The 18,569-nt window shown below is 37.5% G+C and carries 19 protein-coding genes; all 19 read right to left on the bottom strand.

Annotated elements, in window-relative coordinates; all coding sequences use genetic code 11:
- Positions 1-130 precede the first annotated feature (130 nt).
- Complete coding sequence (locus tag ESZ48_RS01320; RefSeq protein WP_129015503.1) at positions 131-973, bottom strand: alpha/beta hydrolase family protein; 843 nt, start codon at positions 971-973, stop codon at positions 131-133.
- A gap of 21 nt (positions 974-994) precedes the next feature.
- Positions 995-2,284: a phenylacetate--CoA ligase family protein gene (locus ESZ48_RS01315; protein ID WP_129015502.1), complete on the bottom strand. Its 1,290-nt coding sequence runs from the start codon at positions 2,282-2,284 to the stop codon at positions 995-997.
- On the bottom strand, positions 2,281-3,960 hold the full coding sequence (locus ESZ48_RS01310; RefSeq protein ID WP_129015501.1) for a C45 family autoproteolytic acyltransferase/hydolase: 1,680 nt from the start codon (positions 3,958-3,960) through the stop codon (positions 2,281-2,283). The genes ESZ48_RS01315 and ESZ48_RS01310 overlap by 4 nt, the downstream gene beginning before the upstream one ends.
- Complete coding sequence (locus ESZ48_RS01305) at positions 3,953-4,837, bottom strand: cupin-like domain-containing protein (protein ID WP_129015500.1); 885 nt, start codon at positions 4,835-4,837, stop codon at positions 3,953-3,955. The genes ESZ48_RS01310 and ESZ48_RS01305 overlap by 8 nt, the downstream gene beginning before the upstream one ends.
- Positions 4,838-4,900: 63 nt before the next feature.
- Positions 4,901-7,378, bottom strand: a complete 2,478-nt coding sequence (locus tag ESZ48_RS01300) for an MMPL family transporter (RefSeq protein ID WP_129015499.1) — start codon at positions 7,376-7,378, stop codon at positions 4,901-4,903.
- Entirely contained in the window at positions 7,371-8,570 is a 1,200-nt protein-coding gene (locus ESZ48_RS01295) for a DUF2062 domain-containing protein (protein ID WP_129015498.1), read from the bottom strand. Before ESZ48_RS01295 ends, ESZ48_RS01300 begins: the two co-directional genes overlap by 8 nt.
- Positions 8,571-8,585: 15 nt before the next feature.
- A complete protein-coding gene (locus tag ESZ48_RS01290; RefSeq protein WP_129015497.1) occupies positions 8,586-8,957 on the bottom strand; it encodes a 3-hydroxyacyl-ACP dehydratase in 372 nt (123 codons plus the stop codon).
- A 110-nt stretch (positions 8,958-9,067) separates the two neighbouring features.
- Positions 9,068-9,703 carry an outer membrane lipoprotein carrier protein LolA gene (locus ESZ48_RS01285; protein ID WP_190246179.1) on the bottom strand — a complete coding sequence of 212 codons (636 nt, stop codon included), beginning with the start codon at positions 9,701-9,703 and terminating at the stop codon, positions 9,068-9,070.
- Complete coding sequence (locus tag ESZ48_RS01280; protein ID WP_129015495.1) at positions 9,693-10,460, bottom strand: polysaccharide deacetylase family protein; 768 nt, start codon at positions 10,458-10,460, stop codon at positions 9,693-9,695. Before ESZ48_RS01280 ends, ESZ48_RS01285 begins: the two co-directional genes overlap by 11 nt.
- Entirely contained in the window at positions 10,457-11,476 is a 1,020-nt protein-coding gene (locus ESZ48_RS01275) for a beta-ketoacyl synthase chain length factor (RefSeq protein WP_129015494.1), read from the bottom strand. Before ESZ48_RS01275 ends, ESZ48_RS01280 begins: the two co-directional genes overlap by 4 nt.
- Positions 11,473-12,669, bottom strand: coding sequence for a beta-ketoacyl-[acyl-carrier-protein] synthase family protein (locus ESZ48_RS01270; protein ID WP_129015493.1), 1,197 nt, complete (start codon positions 12,667-12,669; stop codon positions 11,473-11,475). Before ESZ48_RS01270 ends, ESZ48_RS01275 begins: the two co-directional genes overlap by 4 nt.
- Positions 12,670-12,671: 2 nt before the next feature.
- Positions 12,672-12,929, bottom strand: coding sequence for a phosphopantetheine-binding protein (locus tag ESZ48_RS01265; RefSeq protein WP_129015492.1), 258 nt, complete (start codon positions 12,927-12,929; stop codon positions 12,672-12,674).
- Positions 12,917-13,543, bottom strand: a complete 627-nt coding sequence (locus ESZ48_RS01260; RefSeq protein WP_129015491.1) for a 3-oxoacyl-ACP synthase — start codon at positions 13,541-13,543, stop codon at positions 12,917-12,919. The genes ESZ48_RS01265 and ESZ48_RS01260 overlap by 13 nt, the downstream gene beginning before the upstream one ends.
- A 5-nt stretch (positions 13,544-13,548) precedes the next feature.
- A complete protein-coding gene (locus ESZ48_RS01255) occupies positions 13,549-14,610 on the bottom strand; it encodes a methyltransferase (RefSeq protein WP_129015490.1) in 1,062 nt (353 codons plus the stop codon).
- A 6-nt stretch (positions 14,611-14,616) separates the two neighbouring features.
- The gene (locus ESZ48_RS01250) at positions 14,617-15,762 is read right to left on the bottom strand and encodes a beta-ketoacyl synthase N-terminal-like domain-containing protein (protein WP_129015489.1); all 1,146 of its coding nucleotides are present in this window, start codon (positions 15,760-15,762) and stop codon (positions 14,617-14,619) included.
- Entirely contained in the window at positions 15,755-16,201 is a 447-nt protein-coding gene (locus ESZ48_RS01245; protein ID WP_129015488.1) for an acyl-CoA thioesterase, read from the bottom strand. The genes ESZ48_RS01250 and ESZ48_RS01245 overlap by 8 nt, the downstream gene beginning before the upstream one ends.
- Positions 16,198-16,641 (bottom strand): hypothetical protein, encoded by a 444-nt coding sequence (locus ESZ48_RS01240; RefSeq protein ID WP_129015487.1) that lies wholly within the window; start codon positions 16,639-16,641, stop codon positions 16,198-16,200. The genes ESZ48_RS01245 and ESZ48_RS01240 overlap by 4 nt, the downstream gene beginning before the upstream one ends.
- Complete coding sequence (locus tag ESZ48_RS01235) at positions 16,638-17,513, bottom strand: LpxL/LpxP family acyltransferase (protein WP_129015486.1); 876 nt, start codon at positions 17,511-17,513, stop codon at positions 16,638-16,640. Before ESZ48_RS01235 ends, ESZ48_RS01240 begins: the two co-directional genes overlap by 4 nt.
- 90 nt (positions 17,514-17,603) lie before the next feature.
- Complete coding sequence (fabG, locus tag ESZ48_RS01230; RefSeq protein WP_129015485.1) at positions 17,604-18,344, bottom strand: 3-oxoacyl-ACP reductase FabG; 741 nt, start codon at positions 18,342-18,344, stop codon at positions 17,604-17,606.
- Positions 18,345-18,569 lie beyond the last annotated feature (225 nt).

Genomic DNA, 18,569 nt, shown 5'->3' with positions numbered 1-18,569 from the left:
TATTGTTCTTAATTAGAGGGACTTACCAAAAGTGTTGACAATTCAGTATTGTGTGCATATTATCAAATGTTTCAAACATGGGCGTACCCATTCGAAAATATCTTTAACTGCATTGTTTGTAAATGAACTCTTATTTATTAATGAAAGCAATGCTTTTTTGGATAACAGTTTTCAAAGGTTTTGGAAGATCGCCTTTCAACCAAGGATGTGATGCGCCAAAGACATGATCACTATTTTCTATTGGAAATAGGATGCTTTTAGGATTCCAGGAATGTAACTCTTCAGCTTCAGTGTAGTGTACGGAAGGATCATCTTTTGAATGGATAATGAGATGCGGAATGTTCAGCTTTTTAACGGCTTGTTCAATGTTTAAGCGTGTTTCATTCGCTTTGAAATCTTCATAAAACTGATAATTGTGTGGTAATTGTTGTTTGGTCCTTCCGTTCAGCACGTATTTCACGCCATCTTTTTTCCATTGTTCAAGTTCGCTTGAAGTGGCGGTTCTCCTTCCGAAATCGCTGACACTTGCCCAAGTAATCAACTTCGTAATCCTTTGGTCTTCTGATGCTTTTATGGTCGCAATACCGCCACCTCGTGAATGTCCGATAACAATGAGCTTGTTGGGATTGATTTCAGCTTGATAAGGGTTGGATGTGGAATGCAAAAATTTGATGAGCGCATCCAAATCTTCCAGTTCCTTTGAATAGTTGTTTTCTGCAAAAGCTTCTAAATCTGGAAAATCAATGGGTTGATCCATCGTACCGCCATTATTCGAAAAATTGAATTTTACGAAAAATAAATCCGCTTCCGAAAACGCTTCTGCCACTAAATCCCAAGCGCCCCAATCTTTAAAACCTTTATAACCATGACAAAATATGACCAAAGGTTTTTGGGTATCCGTTGCCTTGAAAAAAGCATCCCAGAGGATTGGCTTTTTGTGAGGTCTTTTTAGAATGCTGTTTTTTTCTGTCATGGTCAGGTTAAAAATAGGCCATTATTTTCGTTTATCAATAACGAGAATGGGTTTTCGACTTAATTTAGGAAAACGTAAGGCATCGATCACTTCTTTATCAGACCATTCGATCTTGGGAGTAACCCGTAGTTTGGCTCGAAAATGATCTTTTATTTGGTTCAATAATTCATCAGAAGGCGAGTTTGATGCAATTCTGATCAAGATTTCATCAGTTCCAATGGTATTATGGCTGATTTCAATAACAAAACACTCCAAGGCGTTGAAATTATTGAGAATATTTTGCATCGCTGGCGGATATAAGGTGGTGCCTTTATATTTAATCATCTGCTTTTTTCTCCCGGCAATTGGTCCCAAACGCAGCGTCGTTCTTCCGCAGGAACAGGGTTGGTTATGTGCTTTCATCATATCACCTGTTTTAAAACGTAAGAGTGGCATGGCTTCAATGCCTAAAGTGGTGATGGTGAGTTCACCAATTTCCCCATCTTTTACGGGTTGATCATGATCATCTAAAAGTTCTGCAATGATAAGCTCAGGATGGAGATGCCCACCTTGTTGTGCTTTGCATTCGGTAAAGGCCGTGCTCATTTCAGTGGAGGCGTAAGTCGAAAACAAATCAATTTGCCAATGCTCTGTAATTTTTTCGCCTAAGGTATTTAGGGTGAAATCGTCGTTCCTGAAACTTTCTCCAATGCAAATGGCGCCTTTTATACCGGACGTATTTAAATCGATATCATGTTGTTCGGCGTATTTAATCAGTTTCAACAAAAACGAAGGCACAACGATGAGGTAGGTGGGTTTGAATTTTATAATGGAATCCCATTGCAATTCAGGAATTCCCGCACCAACTCTTATAATGCCTGCGCCTAGCTTTCTGACGCCTAAAAAATAAGCCAAACCTGCCATAAAACGACGGTCAATGGTGGTCATTAATTGTAATACATCACTTGATGTGACACCCGCGCAGGCGAAAGAAATGGCTTCGTTGTAAGCCAAACGCTCCAAATCGGCATCGGTTAGCGCGAAAGTTACAGGATCTCCCAAAGTTCCGGAAGTTGTTACATAATCAATGATCTTAGATTTTGAAACGCAGATGAAATCGTCATTAAATTGTTGGATATCATCTTTGGTGGTCACGGGAATTTCTGTCAGATCCTCAAGGGTTTGTATCTTTGAAACTGAGATCTGATGTTTTTCAAAATGACGCTTGTAAAATGGAGAATTCTCGGAAAGATACTTCAGGGCAATTTTGAGTTTTGCTTCCTGAAAAGTTTTAATTTCTACTGCAGATTTGGTTTCTATTTCAGGAATCATCGTGATTTTCTTTTGGATTTTTTAAGATATTTGGCCACTTTATCTGCTTCCAACCGGGTTGCTATTTCTTTGTTGGAAGCTACTTCAAAACTTTTGAACGCTTTCTGATACTCTTTATGATTGTAAAAATAAAGTCCTGCAAGATAATAGGCTTTCCAATACTTCGGATTTAATTGTGATAATTTCTGAAGCGTGCTGTCGTCAAGCTTTTCTTTATGATTCAGGGCATGTTCCACTTTGGCTTCCAAAATCCGATACATTTCATAATTTTTATAGGTTTCCGTATTCAGAAACGGATCTTTTGGAATGTTCAGGTTTGGATTGGATAATGTCACTGCCGAAGGATTTCCTTGTCGGTCGCTAAACACTGTATTCAAATCATAAGCTACAAATTCGCCCAATTGATAAGGATTAGCGGAAACCCATACTTTTAATTCTTCAGGTTTAAAAACAATGCCATGATGTGCCAAAAGTTGATTCAAGGCTTTTTCATTGCCATAGCCAATAGCTTCATCGTCTAAACCATCTGTGTTTCTTAATATTGAGACCGCTTTCTCAGGATTGATTTTTTCCTTTTCTGAAAGTAATTGTGCCATCCGATCATATCGGTATTGCGAATGGCTATTTTGAATGGTTTTTTTATTGCGACGATCCTTTTTATAAGTATCACTTTGAAAATGGTTGGAACAAATTAATTCATCTGAATTATCTACATCATAAACTCCAAAATCCTTGGGCGAAACTTCTATCAAAACCGCTTTACGGTCTTTGGCGCTGCTCACCATAATGGCTTCTGAAACAAAAACCTCACGTTTTTTGGCTATTGCAATAGCTTCCTCAATAGTGGAGGCATATTGCAAAATTTCTCTTGTCAAGATGGAAATTGGTGTTTTTGCAATCCAAGGAATTTTAGATTTTCCTGCGTTGATGGTTACGGTCAAACCTTTTTCATTCATGCCCGAAACGACGCCTATAAATCCGCTCCAGGAGATAGACATGAATTTGTATCCCTCATCCGGATTGATGAACGAGACCACTTTGTTTTCTGCAAAATCATCGCCAGCATAAAAGTCGAAGTTTCTACCGATTAAAAGTCCGCCGTCCTCCGTTTTTTCATCCCAAGCCGCAAAAGACGTACATCCTACTAATGCAAGATCTTTTAGGGCATGGGCAATATCATGCGCGCCATGGAGATATAAAGCTCTCAGATAAGGCGTAGCAATGGCATCATAATCATCTGACATATAACGTGAAATCCCATACAACTCCGATTGAAATTCCTCTGGCACATGTTTGTACATTTTACGGTTGTACCAGGACAAAAACTTTCTGAGGAATTTTTGTTGGCCTTCTGAAGGCACCAAACTTTCTATTTTATTCAAAAACACAGCCTCTTGTTTATAGATCAACTCTTCAGATAAACGTCCAGAAATGAGACCACGTTCTAACGGATCGCCTTCCACATAAAGTTCCCAAAGGCCTTGTTTGTTTTTGGTCAGAAAATTATTTCCAACAAAAAAAGTGGAGTCATTGATTTTTGTGCGCTCAGGAATATTAGCATTATAGCCACTAACGTCTGGGAGGGTATTAAGCGATTTTTTAACACCACACGAACTGAGTACCAAAAAAAGTAAGCTACTAATAAAGAAATGTATTATGTGATGCTTGTTATGCATCTGGATACTTTTTTTTGTAATTGTTGTTCATGCGTTTCACCATCTGGTTTTCTTTGTAATCTACCCATCCTTGACCCATGGTACGGCGCATGACATTTTCAAAAGTCCGCATAAAAACAATATTTGAAAATAGCTTTGCCAAACGGCCTATTTTTCTTGGAAACGCACGTAAGGTGATGGAAAATCCACCATCTAGATAAGTGATATAATGCCAATAGCCACTTGGCATGTACAAAGCGTCGCCATGTTTCATTTGTACAGAAATCCCTTCTGCCAATTGTAAAGCAGGATATTTTTCAAAATCAGGATGGTCCATATCAATCGTTTCCAGATTATGAACGGTAAATGGAACTTTATAAAGATGTTTCGCTTGATCTGGAGCAAAAAGAGTGACCTGTTTGTGGCCGTGAAAATGAAAATGTACCAAATCCGCCAAATCCATATCATAATGTGCCAAAACCTTAGAGCCTTTACCTCCAAAGAACATCACGGGTAATTTTTTAAAAAATTGTAGCCCGATATCAGGATAGCTGAAATCGTTCAGTAATTGTGGCATTTTTTGTAACACATTATAAAAGAACATCCGCAAATCTGTAGGTTGTGATTTGAGGATTTCGATATAATCGTAAAGTTTCATTTTTTCAGCCGGAACAACTGAGTTCTGACGGCCTTTGGTCGGCTCATTATTATACAAAGGAACAATTTGATCTCCAGCTAAACTTTGGATATAATCCAAGTTCCATTTCTCATAAGCGGGCCAATCTTTAGCGAGGTTTTCAATTAGAACAGGCTTTTGTGGCTTGAAATAGTGTTCAATAAAGTCTTCCTTACTTATGGATTTTACTCTGGTAATTGGTGATGTTTTAATGGTTCCCATAATGAAGGCTTTTGGTTGACAAATTACTTAAAGTTTTTCGGATTATTTCCCGCTGATGTTTTTCTATAAATTCCTATCTGACCGACCGTCAGGCGGGTCTGCGAAATCTGCGGGAGATTTTTCCACGTGAGATTCTTTCGAGATTAAAAACTGATACAATATCGGCTGCAATACAAACGAAATAAACATGGCTGCAAGAATTCCAATGATAGAAATGGTTGCTAAAGAATGTAATGCTGGATGCTTTGCAAAAATCAATACACCAACGCCCAAGATCGTGGTTAAAACGGACAGAATGATGGAGGTTTTATGAGTGGTCATGGATGATTTTCCTGACCTCATCCCATTGGTCATAAAAATACTGTAATCCACTCCCAATCCGAAAATAAAGCTGGAAATGATGATGTTGAAAATATTGAATTCTAAATGAAAAAGTCCCATAATACCGATAGTTACAAACCATGTGATGATAATTGGAATGACCGTAACCAAGGTTAATCTGATGTTTTGATAAAAAATGAGCAGCAATAGAACAACTACAATGACGCAATACACCAACAGCTTATTAAAATCGTTTTTAAGATGACCCAACATCGTTTCGTTGATGGCTTGTCGGTCAATAACTAAAGTGTTATCATAATTCTTGAAGGTGTTTTTAATCTCTTCAATATGATCGTTTTCCACATTAACTACCGAGGTTATGGTCATGAAATCTTCATCCTTAGCAATAAAATCAGAGATCGGGATCACATTAATTTTTCTATAATCATCAATTGATAAAGGTTGAAAGTGGTGATCTAGAAGTGCGTAAAATTCCTCAAATGTGGTTGGTTTAAACCCGAATTTATTTCCGTTTTCAATTAATTCAGATTGGATTTGCGTTTTTAGTTCTGCAGTCCAAAACTGATTCCAAAACTGGATGGATTCTTGTTGTTTTTTGTCTGAACCAACCAAAGCGCCAACAGAATTATAACTTAAGATTTGGTCTTCTATCTCTAGATTTTGAAGTTGATTGAAAATTTCATCGTTGGTTTCCAAAACCTTTTGCTCGTTGGTTCCAAAAGCGATCAAGTACAATGATTTCGATGAAATGTTGATCAAGGTGTCCAACTTCGCTTCCGCAGATTTAATGGTTTCCGGTTGAAAATTCAGATTGGAAATATCTTGGTTAAAAGTCACGCGTTGATAGCTAAAGGCACTTATTATGAGAAGGACGGCAATGCTTCCAATGAGGATTTTATTTTTGTGAAAGTCGTACGAAGCTATTTTATCAACGATAGAACGTTTCGCATTCGGGGCAGATTTTCCTTTATAAACTTGAGGAATAAACACCAAAGCAAAAACAGATGCCCCCATAACACTGATGGCTGCAAAAACGCCTAAATCTTGAAGCGCTGGGGAATTGACAAACAGCAAACATAGAAATGCCAATGCTGTTGTTAAACTGCTCATTAAAATCGGTTTTGAAACACTGTCAAAAAGCTCTTTTACCGTTTCGTTATTTCTGATGTGGGTCAGGATGTGCAACGAGTAATCCAATGTAACGCCTAAAAGTACGGCACCAATTCCCAACGAAATTGCAGAGATTTCAGATCGGATCACTGATAAAACGGTGATGGCTAAAAGTCCGCCAAAAAGGGTCGGCACAAATAGAATAATTGGGATGGTCAATTTTTTATAGAACACAATAAAAAGCGTCATTAGTAAAACCATGGCAATGGTTACGGTAATCTGAATGTCGCTTTTAATCTGTTGGGCGTTGGCGACCGCAATCAGCGTTCCTCCAAAATAGGAACTTTGTGCTTTGTGTTTAAAAACGGTATTCAAATCGTCTTGGAACCTATAGAGATGTTCGGAAAACTTCGCATTATCCGTGGTGTTATTACTGGGATATGCAGGCGTTATAAATAGGAGCAAATGACGTTCATCTTTGCTGACCAAAAAACCATCTTTTAGGGTGAAATCATCTGAAATTCCCAATTGCTGTAAATGTTTTAAAGCCATCAATGAGATGCCCAGCGGATCTTTTATAATGGTTTGTTTCGAAACAATTCCAGAAGGTGAAATCAAGGTTTTGTAATTGTTCTCTGTGATTTTTGCAATGGAATCGGGTTCTAATTTATTTGAAATGTTGCTATAATCCTTAGTATTTAAAAATAACGGGACATTGTTATAAACGAAATCCATGGTTTTAAAAATGGTTTCGTCTTCAATTTTTCCTTGAATGTCTTTTATAAACTCGCTGGAGTGGGTAGAAAGAGAATCTAAAAGCTGGGAGGCATAGTCCGTTAAATCATCTGTAGTAACGCTGTTCCCTTTTTCAATATGTACGATAATTTTATCGGCAAATTGAGCGGTTTTTAAGACTTTTTGTAATTGTTCGTTTTCTGAATTGCTCGGAATTAATTTGGAGATGTCTTCATCAAATTTAATGGTGGAAGCAGTCCAAATCAAAAGTCCGAAAATTATAATCAACGTCACTCCAAAAACCGTTTTGTGCCTTTGGATCTTGTTATATAAAGTGTAGAAAAAGTTAGCCATGTGTCAACACTTTTTTACTGTCAATTATTAAAAAAAACACATAGCCTAAAAGGCCAAAAACCAAGGCAGAGGATGTGGAAAGCACCAAACTGCCAACAAGATAGGCTTCCAAATGGAGCATCAAGTCAAAATTTTCTCGAATGCCTTCCAACGTGTAATGGGATTCGATGCCCAATACCCAATTTCCGGTTTGCAAGCTCAATAAAAGTACAAAAGGAATAAATGGAGGAAAACTGATATTAGAAAAAGCGAATGCAATAAGCTTGTTGAGCTTGAGTAAAATAGCCAAGAAAATGACGATAACGGTATGAAATCCCCAAAGTGGGGACAAGCCGAGAAAAACACCCAAAGCTATAGATAGTGCTTTCTTTTTGGGAGAATCCTGATTTCTTAGAAAGTCTTCAAAAAAAAATCGTTTTAGACCTTTTTTTTTTAGTTTTCTAAAAAAATTACGAGGCGTAATATAAAACAATCTAACAAGTAGAAACCAAATATAAAGGACGACCATGCGTGCAATATCCATAAAAGGTCGGAAGTGTGAGACCCGCTCCTCTAAGTCATAAAGTATTTTGATGGGTACGTGTATAACATCAATACCTGCCCAATAGGATTTGACGATGACTTCAATTTCAAATTCAAATTTTTTGGTGGCATTCATGAATTTGATGGAGGTCATTTCCTTGATAGGATACAGACGAAAACCGGATTGTGAATCCTGAAGTTTAAGTCCTGTCGCGGCTTTCATCCAATAGGTGGACACCCGATTGCCTTTGGCACTTCTTGCCAAGACATCGGCAGTGTTCATGTTGCGATCCCCAATAATCAGAATGTTTTTGTTTTCGGATGCCTCAAGTGCTTCAATAAAATTAGGAATATCTGATGGAAAATGCTGACCGTCAGTGTCTAAGGTTATGGCGTAAAAAAAACCTAAATTAACGGCATGTTTAAAACCAGTTTTCAGGGCATTTCCTTTTCCAACGTTTTGAGGCTGATGGAGTTGGATTATTTGTGGGTAATTTAATAAAATTTCTCGTGTGCTATCATTTGATCCATCATTGACGACAATGATGTCCTTGGTGTATTGTAAAACACCGTTTAAAACCCGTTCTAAAGTCCTCTCGTTGTTGTAAGTGGGCAAGACCACACAACAGCGTAAAGATTTTATTTGAGATTGGATTTCAGGGAGCGTCATAAATTTGAGACGTAATTAGCGTTTGTCAAAGGTAATATAACATTTCAATACTGGCGTTCCGTCTGTAAAAGAAGTGGTGTTTTTTACCTTGACATTTTGAAGATCTTCCTCTAAAGTGATGCTGAATTTTAAGATCGAGTTTTTATTTGGATCCACCAATGATAAAAATTTGACATTGGATGCCGATTTCAAAAACAAATCTTGTTGAAGCTGCTTTTCAGTAAGTTCTTTAATAATCTGCAACATGGCGACTCCTGGAGTTACTGGGAAATTTGGAAAATGACCGTTATAAATAGGATGCTCTTTTTGGAGGTCAATAATGGTCTCAAAGGAATTGTCCTCATGAGATTCAGAAGTTTTGATTTTATAGAATTTTTGTAGCAGCATAATTGGTTTTCATAGGTTTTCTCTCGGATTTTTTCTCTCGCAGAGTTTTTGAAACGTTGATTTCCTCTTCGTCTTCGCGCCTCTACGAGAATAGGTGCCCCATTCTTCACTCAATTCTTAAAAGCATTCTCAGGAACCGTCGTATTTACTTTTCTATTTTGAAAGGTAATCAATGTATAATCATCATTAGGTTCAATCAATTTGACTTCATCTACTTCTGAAGTTGTACCCGAAAACTTAAGTTCAAACGAAGCAATGAATTTTCTTAGGCGTTTATCTTTCGGAACAAACTTCACCAAATAACCCTGATCAAATTTGAAATATTCCAAATCAAACTGCGTCTCGTCAAACATGTCACCTTTAATACTGTTAACAATCAACGAATTTAGACTTCTGAACATTTTATTGGCTCCCAAATCGATGTTTTGTCTTTTTCCTTCATTATTAACAAGCAGTTGATCATCTTTAAAAATCGCAATGTTTTGATAAGGTTTAAGATACTCCCATTTCACTAAATCTGGGGCTTTAAATACCAATTTTCCTTCGGAAGTGATTGCATTATCTAAAACGGAAATATGTTTGGTTTGCACAAAATCGCTGACGATGGTTTCTGTATTTTGAGCGGTCTTTTGAACTTTCGCTTTGAATTCCGTTTGTTCTGATGCCGAAAGTTTTGTTTGTGAAATCCCGTTGAAAACAGATGTAACGATAAACGCTAAAATGAGGATGTGATTATTAATTGTCATGGAGAAGTTCATTTATGGTCACGGCTTGATACTCGTGTTCTTTTAGGAATTGCAATAAATGTTCCAAAACTAACAAAACATTTGTCTGTTTGTCGTGAAGCAGAATAATTGCTCCGGGATGCACGCGTTTTGTAATGCGCTTGAGAATCTTCTGCGGATTACTGATAACAGTATCAAAAGAACGAATGTTCCAACCGATGACTTTATGTTCAGTGACTTTTAATGCCCGCGCCAATTTTGGCGTGGTCACTCCAAAAGGAGGTCTAAAGAGCGTGGCTTTTTTACCAGTGATCTTATGGATGCTATTGTCAGTTTGTTTGATTTCTTGTAGCCATCTTTCTGTGGAATTAAAATCGATCATCAAGTCGTGGGAAAATGAATGGTTACCGATGTCATGACCATCAACGGCGATTGCTTTTAAAATTTCAGGATATGTTTCAATATGTTGACCGATGCAGAAAAAAGTTGCTTTTGCATTGTAATCTTTCAGAATCTGCAGCACCTTTAAAGTAAAATCCGGATTTGGACCGTCGTCAAAAGTAAGTGCGATTTTTTTGTCCCTAAGGACTTTATGAGAAGTGATTGGGTTTAAATAGAATTTCCAGCTCATGGAGAATGATCCTATAGCCATCATCAAAAACCATAAGATAAAGAGTAAACCATACCACCATAATGCAATGCCAACAATAGTATCGGCGATTGCCAAAATCAAAAACAAGATGATTGTAATGACAATTAGAATTCTGAAGTTTCTCATCGTTTCAAAAGGATAAAGCTGTGATCTCGACCTTTAAATTGATTGTAAAGCAAAATAATATGGCTATCAGATTTGATTTCTCCTTTAAAAATTATTGCTTCTGGTATCTCTTGACGTGAGAGAATTGAATAAGCAGTCCACAACCCAAAAGCGGAGGCTGTGTAAAATTCGCCACTGAGATGTTTGTATTGGAGTTGAGTAATATTTTCGAAAAGTTCGGCGGTTAAGTCGTAATAGATATCAAAACCATCGCCGTTTCTGCCACTTACGAAAACGTCAATATCGGAAAGATCAAGGTCATTTTTTGCTAAAAACTGTTTTAAACTGTCCTGAATTGATTCGGTTGAAATGGTGCTATAAACCCCTATTTCAATCAGTTCTACACTATGTTCTGTTTTCTCTGAAGACACAACAAAAAACGATGCACCTTCGCCAAAAGGAACTTGAATTCCTAAACCGTCAACATCTTCCATCATTCTCCTATAAGTGATGATTTCCTTGCCCAACTCCTCGTAACCACCAACAAGTACGTTTTCTGATTCTTCTTGTTGCAAGCGTAATTGTGCATCTATTAATGCCCATTCAAATGACACGGATGCATGACTGTAAGTATTATTGTAAGCCTTACATTCTAGACCCAAAGCAATTTGTGCACCCACGGTATTATGAGTGGATTGGATAAAAGAAGTAGGTGTTAAAAATTGTTCGTCGTTTGAAATGATGGCGTTCAGAAACTTCTCAGTATCATCAATACAACCCATTCCTGTTCCTGTAATAATAGCGTCGGGTTGGGTTATTTTAGCATCTTTTAAAGCTTTACTTGCAGCAGTAACACCCATTTTAACCGCTTCAGCCATACGTCTTAAGTTGGCTGGAGCGATATAATCTTTATAATTTGGATAACGGGCAGCGACGGTTTTTCCTGATAGTTTTTTAACCGCATTCAAAAACCCGTCTGATTCAAAAGTGTCCTGAGCTGAAATAGTTACGGCGCTATTGATGTAGACTTTTTTCATGCTTTTGATAAAATAAGCGTGGAGCAATTGCCACCAAATCCAAAGGAATTGGATAAGACATGTTGGATCTCTTTTTTAACTCCTGAAGTTATGGGTTTGAGTCCCGTTTCTGGCATTGGTGTTTTAAAGTTAAGATTAGGAAAGATGTACTGTTCTTGAAGTGTTAAGATAGAAAACACCGCTTCTACTGCACCGGCAGCCGCCAAAGTGTGACCTGTAAAGGATTTTGTAGAACTGAAATCAGGTAGCTTTTTTCCAAATACACGTTGGAGCGCCCTACTTTCTGAAAGATCGTTGTTGGGCGTTGCGGTGCCGTGAGCATTGACATAATCGATTTGATTGGGATTCAATTTTGCTATTTCTAATGCTTTTTGCATCGCTAAAAACGCTCCTTCGCCATTATCAGAAGATGCTGTTTGATGAAAGGCATCATTGGCATTGCCATAACCAGAAAGGTAAGCAAGGACGTTCTTTTTATCTTTTTGAACCACTGCGTCAGATTCCAAAACCAAATAAGCTGCGGCTTCTCCCAAATTTAATCCTTTTCTATGCTGGTCAAAAGGCGCACAGAGACTGTCTGATTGGATCATCAAGGTTTTGAATCCGTTGATGGTAAATTTTGAGAGCGCATCTGTGCCGCCAACAAGAACGCGATCTAATTTCCCAGCTTTTATTAAACGCGCCCCCAGCATTATGGCGTTGGCTGCTGAAGAACAGGCTGTGCTGATGGTGGTGACCAATCCGTTAATTCCGAGAGTATCAGCTATTTTTTGGGTAGAATCACCGGCATGATGCGTCTCTATATATTTTTGAGTTGCCGCATCCGTGGCAAATTGCTTGATATATTTTTCGGTCATATCCATCCCTCCCACAGTTGTGGAGGAAATAAATCCGGTTCTATATGTTGAGCAATCATAAATGTTTGCATTTTCAAGTGCCGCTGTTGCAGCTAAAAGTCCTAACAATCCAGTTCTGGTGTAGTTATGAACATCAGGAAGTTGTAGTTGCCTTGTTAATTCTGCGTTGGAAAGGGAAACTTCGCCTACTCTTATCGCTTGAGAATGGATGGTTTGGATATGTTGGAGATCTCCAATACCCGTTTTTGATGCCAATAGAGACGTCTTATTTTCTTCAACAGAATGACCTATTGCAGAAATTATACCCATTCCGGTAATTGCAACGCCCATATTTATTATTATTTGGCTCTGTTATCCGTAATATAATCTGCCAGAATAGCAATGGATTTAAAAATTTCTTTCCCTTCTTTTGGGTCCGTCAATTGGATGCCGTAATCTTTATCCAACATCACAATAAGTTCTAATGCATCAATGGAATCCAATCCTAATCCATCGCCAAAAAGTGCATCATCATCTGCAATATCGGCAACGGTAAACTCTTCCAGATTCAATTGCTCTATAATCTTCTCTTTTAATTCCTGTCTTAAGTCTGCCATGTTTTAAATAATCTCTTAATTTCATTTGGATTATGTGCAATAATACCATTTTCTTCTACCAAATATAAGAAAGCTTCGTAGTTTTTATCATCAAAATCAACCCAACCGCACAAGACTTTCTCTGCTTTTTGTTGCTTTAAAAGACTTTGGGCATTGATCCATAAATGATCAGCATTAAAGCTGTCAAAGATAAAAAAACAATTCTCAGAATGTAGTTGATGTTTGATGCTTATTTCGCCAATACAAATATTGGGTAAGGTATATACAAATACTGAGGGACTCGGAAAGAAGTTTTCTGTATCACTTATGGACGCTTGATAGGTTCTATCAGTATCAAGACTGGATGCTTTGTTGGACAAAACGATAGCGATATTATGCTCTGTATTTGAATCCAATTCTGCATTTTTTAATAGGATATCAGCCGCCAAAAATGCCAGTTTACTCAAATTGTCCATTTTGTAGAATTTCGGATACTTGGTGTTCAGATGCTGTGCTGCACTTTTAATAAATGGTTGAAATTCCTGAATGGAACTCGAAAATAGAAGCTTTCCATCAAGCGAAATCCTGCTGTTTTTAATCTGGCAATAGGACGATATATGGTATGTTTTATCCAAAAACCTTATTCTTTTTTACAAACAAACATCGTGTGATATTCTCCGAGTTTTAAATCTTCAGTAATAGTCAACCCCGCTTTTTGTATCAAACTTTCAAATACCGTAGACGGATACATTTTGCTGTTGCCATTGGCCATTACCGTAAAATATAGCGATGTGGCTTCCAAAATGAATTTTGACATGGGGAATTCTTGACGATCTGTAAATGTTTCAATGATAATCAATTCTGTGCTATCATTCATTGAAGAGACACAAGTGGATAAAATCTTAAGGATTTCATCTTCTGAAAAACAATCCAAAAACTGACTCATCCAAATCACATCAGCACCTGCAGGGATTTTCGGATTGGGTTTTAGCCAATTAATTTCCTGTCCGCTGATGCGATTTTCAAATCCCGCATTTTGAATGTTTTTTAAGGCTTTATTTAATTGTCCGGGTAGATCGATGATTTTAACCTCGATTTCTTCGTCATAATTAAAACATTGCAATGCAAACTTTCCGGTATTTCCACCGATGTCAAACAAGAGTTTTGGCTGATTTTTGAAAACGCGTTCTAAAGCTTCTTCAAAAATGCCGTCTGAATAATAATGGTCAAATTCAAACCACGATTGTTGCTCTTGAGGTGTTAATTGCGAAAGCCCTTCATAAATAGTATCCCATGGTCCCAACTCTTTTAATCCAGAAGGTTTGCCAGTTTCAATAGCTTTATCTAAATGGAAAAGACCTTTATAGCACACATCATGTGTAAAGTTGAGGTTGACATTGACCGCTTTATTATAATTTAGAAAGTAGCCGGTTTTCGTAAGTTCGAAGGTGCCATTTTCAGATTTATAAACGATATCCGCACTTTCGGAAAGTTCGAGAAGTACCCCAAGTCCGTAGCGACTGATAGATAGTTTTTCAGAAAGATCATCAATGGTAATGCCTCCTTGGTCGCGACTATCAAAAATCAGGTCAAATACCCCTAATTTTTTTAAAGTTACTGACGATTGAAATATAAAAGGTGCGAAAGCTATTTTTTGTGCTTCCAATAAGGCATCTGCGGCTCTAATTGTTTTTTTTGTCATAAATTATTAGGATACTTTTCTGAAAAGGACAGCAGTATTGCAACCTCCAAATCCAGATGCGGTTTTTAAAAATGTTTGTAATTTTTTTGGTGTTGTTTCTGTAATAATATGGAGCGGTTTTGAAACGCCTAAAGTTTTAAATCCTGCGGAAGCAATTAAGGTGTTTTGATGTAAAGATTGCATCCCGATAATGGTTTCCAACAAACCAGATGCGCCCAATGTATGCCCAAAATAGCCTTTTAAACTATTTAATGGCGTATGGTTTAATCCTAATCTATCAATAGCAATGGCTTCCATTTCGTCATTAAATAATGTTGCAGTGCCGTGAGATGAAAGATAATCGATTTCATTTGGGGTGATATGTGCTTCTTTCAATGCCGTCGTGATGCTTCTGAACAAGCCTTCGCCAGTGCGTGAGGGTCCGGAAATGTGATTGGCATCATTGCAACTCCCTTCTCCCAAGATTTCTACGGCATCATCAGATAGATGATTTTTGTCTGAAGTTACTAAAACACTGACAGCCGCTTCACCTAAATTAATCCCTGTACGATCTTGATCATAAGGACGGCAATGAGCGTCACTCATAGCGTGAAACGAGTTGAAACCCGAAAGCACAAAATCAGAAATCAAGTCTCCAGCGACGATAAAGATGTGGTCATAAATACCTTCTTTGAGGTAACGTTTTGCGATCGCAACGGATAAAATACCAGAAACACAAGCATTGGAAATTACAAGAGCATCATTTTTAAAATTGAAATAATCTTTGATGATTTGCCCTAATTGCCCCAAATAAGCACGTTCTTTTGGAAAGTGATTTTGATCTTCTAAAACATCAATATTTCCCTTGGTGGTAGAAATAATGAGTCCGACGCGATTATTGATTTCAATGCCCGACGCTTTTATCGTCTTAGAAAGCGATAATATCAGCATTTTTTCTAAATGGGTGAATTCAGTTAGAGTTTTTAAGGTTTTAAATGCGGAGTCTAATGTTTCGGTTGGAATTACAGCACCATAAAACGGTTTGTAAAATCGGGTGGAATCTTCCACGAGTTGGATTCCACTTTTCTTGTTTTTGAGATGATTGAAAACGGTAATCGTGTCAAATCCCAATGACGAGGTGATATTATGATATGACAAATAACACTTAGTCATACAGTAATCCGTGTTTTTGTTTCCAGTCTTTATAAAATTCAGGCAGATTTAATGACATGTCTCCAACTTCAGAATTGGTGAAAACTTGAGTGGTTTCGCCAGTGCAAACCGTTTGACCGTTTTCGTTTTTTATGCGATAGGAGAACACGATTTTTGCAGCTCGTGAATTTAAATAGATAGTTTCAATGGTGGCTACTTCGCCATAGCGCAAAGGTAATTTGTATTCTAAGGACATTTTTACAATCGGAATTGCAAAACCGTGTTTTTTGGCATCTAAATAAGATAAATCAAATGCCCTTCCGAAAGCTTCACGTCCATCTTCGAAATATTTCACATAATTCCCATGCCAAACAACGTGCATTGAATCAACTTCATTAAATCGTACTCTGATTTGATGGGAAAATTTTAATGTGGAGTTTTCTTGTTTTGACTTTTTCATTCGTCTTCTTTGAGAACGGTGTTCATTTGGGCGTTGGCAATTTCAATACCATTGCTAAAGGTAGAAAGTTTAACCGTGGACATGTGCATAATTTCGTGAATAATGGAGACCTCGGTTGTTATCACTTGATCTACTTTTGGTAGCATTTGGATATTTAGTTTTTTTATGGAAGCGATGAATCCTTCTTTTGCACTTTGCTCTTTTGTGTGATTTTTGAATCCGATATATAAGGCGGCTGCTTGCGCCATGTGTTCAATCAATCCTGTTTCTGAAAATTCATCATTGTTCAGAAAAATATTATCTTTTAAAATAGTAAAGCCAACGAGTGCTTCTCCATCATTGAATTCCAACAACGAATCGACCATAATCATCGGTTCACGATGTGGAATCAGTTTTTTAATACTATCGAGATCGGTAATAGGAATTTCTAATGCTTTCATTTTTTGTCCTCCCAAAAATCATAAAAATTGAACCACTGCAACGGATATTTATGGACCATTTGTTCTACGCTTTCGGTATATTTTTTTAATAGGTTATTTATGTCGCCTTGTTTGTAATCAACCCACTGCGCATATAAATGGTAATGACGTTTTGGTTCGCGCATCACATACACAAATAATACAGGCACATTTAAACGGTTTGCCAAATAAAAAGGACCCAATGGAAATTTTGCTTTCTTTCCTAAAAGTGTTTCCTCCAAACATTTCGTGTTGTCCAAATAACGATCTCCGGCAATACAAATGATTCTGTTTTGCGCCAATGCCGCATTGATTTCAAAAATATGGGATAAATCGTCTTTGACCACTATAAAATGCGTCTCTTTTTTAACGAACTGCCCTAAATAGTCTTTAATATCTTCATGGTCTTGATCCGTGATGACAATACTTATGGAATCTTTGGCTAGTCGTTCCTTGAAGAAGTATTGCGCCAACTCAAAATTTCCAATGTGCGCACTGATTAAAATGCCACCTTTATTCATTTCCAACACTTCAGAAATTTTGACTTCTCCGTTAAATTCGTAGGTATAATCACTTCTTAAACCAGATGAGATGGCTATTTTATCAACTAAGGTCTGACCAAATGTATAGTACGTTTTGTAGATGCTGATCATGGTTTTAAAACGAGAATAGCCCAATCTCTTTCTAAAATACAACCGTAAACCTCTGACGTTTTTACCCGAAAATAAACAGAAGTAGGGCACAGGAAGATGCATTAATGCGTAGGCGGGGTTAATCCCGAAGTTCTTTATAAAAAACACAAAGACCTTAAAACCGAAAACAGTCCCCCTCGATTTACCATCCCACTCTGCCATTGTAATTGTGAAGTTTAAGCTTTTGATTTAAGCGCATTATTATAGCATCAAATTTACATGAATTTTTCGGTTCAGAGATTGCCAAGTGCTTTAGTGCACGCCACCAGTTATACCGATGACTTCTCCAGTTATATAGGATGCTTTTTTTGATGCCAAGAAGGCGACCAAATGTGCTACTTCTTCAGGATTCCCAAACCTATTGGCGGGGATCATCTTTTTAAGACTTGCTTCATCTAGATCTTCCGTCATGTCAGTTTTGATAAAACCAGGAGCTACAGCATTCACCGTAACATTGCGTTTGGCAACTTCTTGAGCCAATGATTTTGTAGCGGCAATAACAGCACCTTTTGCAGCCGAATAATTGGTCTGCCCAGAAACACCTTTCAGTCCAGAAATGGACACCATATTAATGATGCGACCGTAACGGTTTAATAACATCTTTTCTATTAAATGGTTGGTCACATTGAAGAATCCGTTGAGACTGATGTTGATGACGTCGTTCCATTCCTGAGGTTTCATCCACATAAAAAGTCCGTCTTTTGTAATCCCGGCATTATTTACCAAAACCTCAATAATCGCATCAGATTGTTGTTCTTGCCAAGTATTTAAAGCATTCTGAACGTTTTCAATATTGGAAACATCAAATTGGATGATTTGACCAGAACCGCCAACAGCTTCCACTTCAGTTAAGGTTTGGAGTGCAGCTTCTTTATTACTGTTATAATTGATGAGAATATGATATTCTGAATCTTTGGCAAGTTGGATACAGATGGCTTTTCCGATGCCTCTGGAACCTCCGGTGATTAGTGCGTATTTGTGCTGTTTGGACATTGATTGTTTTTTTCTCCCGCAGATCGCGCAGATTTTCGCGGATCATTTCGATCCTAATCTACGGAATATGTGGGAAAGGTTTTGAGGATTGTCTTTTTAATTTTTTATCTCCCGTTAATCACGCGGATTGTTTCTGAGTTGGTTTGTAAAACTTATTGATTTCATTTTTTAGTTTTCTTTTCTCTTAATCAATAAAGTAATTTTTAGTAGATCTCCTCTGCGCCG

Origin of the sequence: Gelidibacter gilvus, from assembly GCF_004115975.1 — a bacterium.
In the GTDB taxonomy this organism is placed as follows: domain Bacteria; phylum Bacteroidota; class Bacteroidia; order Flavobacteriales; family Flavobacteriaceae; genus Gelidibacter; species Gelidibacter gilvus.
This window is presented reverse-complemented; position numbering and strand designations above follow the sequence as displayed.

Coding starts and splice junctions, on each gene's coding strand:
- ESZ48_RS01320 (WP_129015503.1), bottom strand. CDS start 973: ATGACAGAAAAAAACAGCATTCTAAAAAGACCTCACAAAAAGCCAATC.
- ESZ48_RS01315 (WP_129015502.1), bottom strand. CDS start 2,284: ATGATTCCTGAAATAGAAACCAAATCTGCAGTAGAAATTAAAACTTTT.
- ESZ48_RS01310 (WP_129015501.1), bottom strand. CDS start 3,960: ATGCATAACAAGCATCACATAATACATTTCTTTATTAGTAGCTTACTT.
- ESZ48_RS01305 (WP_129015500.1), bottom strand. CDS start 4,837: ATGGGAACCATTAAAACATCACCAATTACCAGAGTAAAATCCATAAGT.
- ESZ48_RS01300 (WP_129015499.1), bottom strand. CDS start 7,378: ATGGCTAACTTTTTCTACACTTTATATAACAAGATCCAAAGGCACAAA.
- ESZ48_RS01295 (WP_129015498.1), bottom strand. CDS start 8,570: ATGACGCTCCCTGAAATCCAATCTCAAATAAAATCTTTACGCTGTTGT.
- ESZ48_RS01290 (WP_129015497.1), bottom strand. CDS start 8,957: ATGCTGCTACAAAAATTCTATAAAATCAAAACTTCTGAATCTCATGAG.
- ESZ48_RS01285 (WP_190246179.1), bottom strand. CDS start 9,703: ATGACAATTAATAATCACATCCTCATTTTAGCGTTTATCGTTACATCT.
- ESZ48_RS01280 (WP_129015495.1), bottom strand. CDS start 10,460: ATGAGAAACTTCAGAATTCTAATTGTCATTACAATCATCTTGTTTTTG.
- ESZ48_RS01275 (WP_129015494.1), bottom strand. CDS start 11,476: ATGAAAAAAGTCTACATCAATAGCGCCGTAACTATTTCAGCTCAGGAC.
- ESZ48_RS01265 (WP_129015492.1), bottom strand. CDS start 12,929: ATGGCAGACTTAAGACAGGAATTAAAAGAGAAGATTATAGAGCAATTG.
- ESZ48_RS01255 (WP_129015490.1), bottom strand. CDS start 14,610: ATGACAAAAAAAACAATTAGAGCCGCAGATGCCTTATTGGAAGCACAA.
- ESZ48_RS01250 (WP_129015489.1), bottom strand. CDS start 15,762: ATGACTAAGTGTTATTTGTCATATCATAATATCACCTCGTCATTGGGA.
- ESZ48_RS01245 (WP_129015488.1), bottom strand. CDS start 16,201: ATGAAAAAGTCAAAACAAGAAAACTCCACATTAAAATTTTCCCATCAA.
- ESZ48_RS01240 (WP_129015487.1), bottom strand. CDS start 16,641: ATGAAAGCATTAGAAATTCCTATTACCGATCTCGATAGTATTAAAAAA.
- ESZ48_RS01235 (WP_129015486.1), bottom strand. CDS start 17,513: ATGGCAGAGTGGGATGGTAAATCGAGGGGGACTGTTTTCGGTTTTAAG.
- fabG (WP_129015485.1), bottom strand. CDS start 18,344: ATGTCCAAACAGCACAAATACGCACTAATCACCGGAGGTTCCAGAGGC.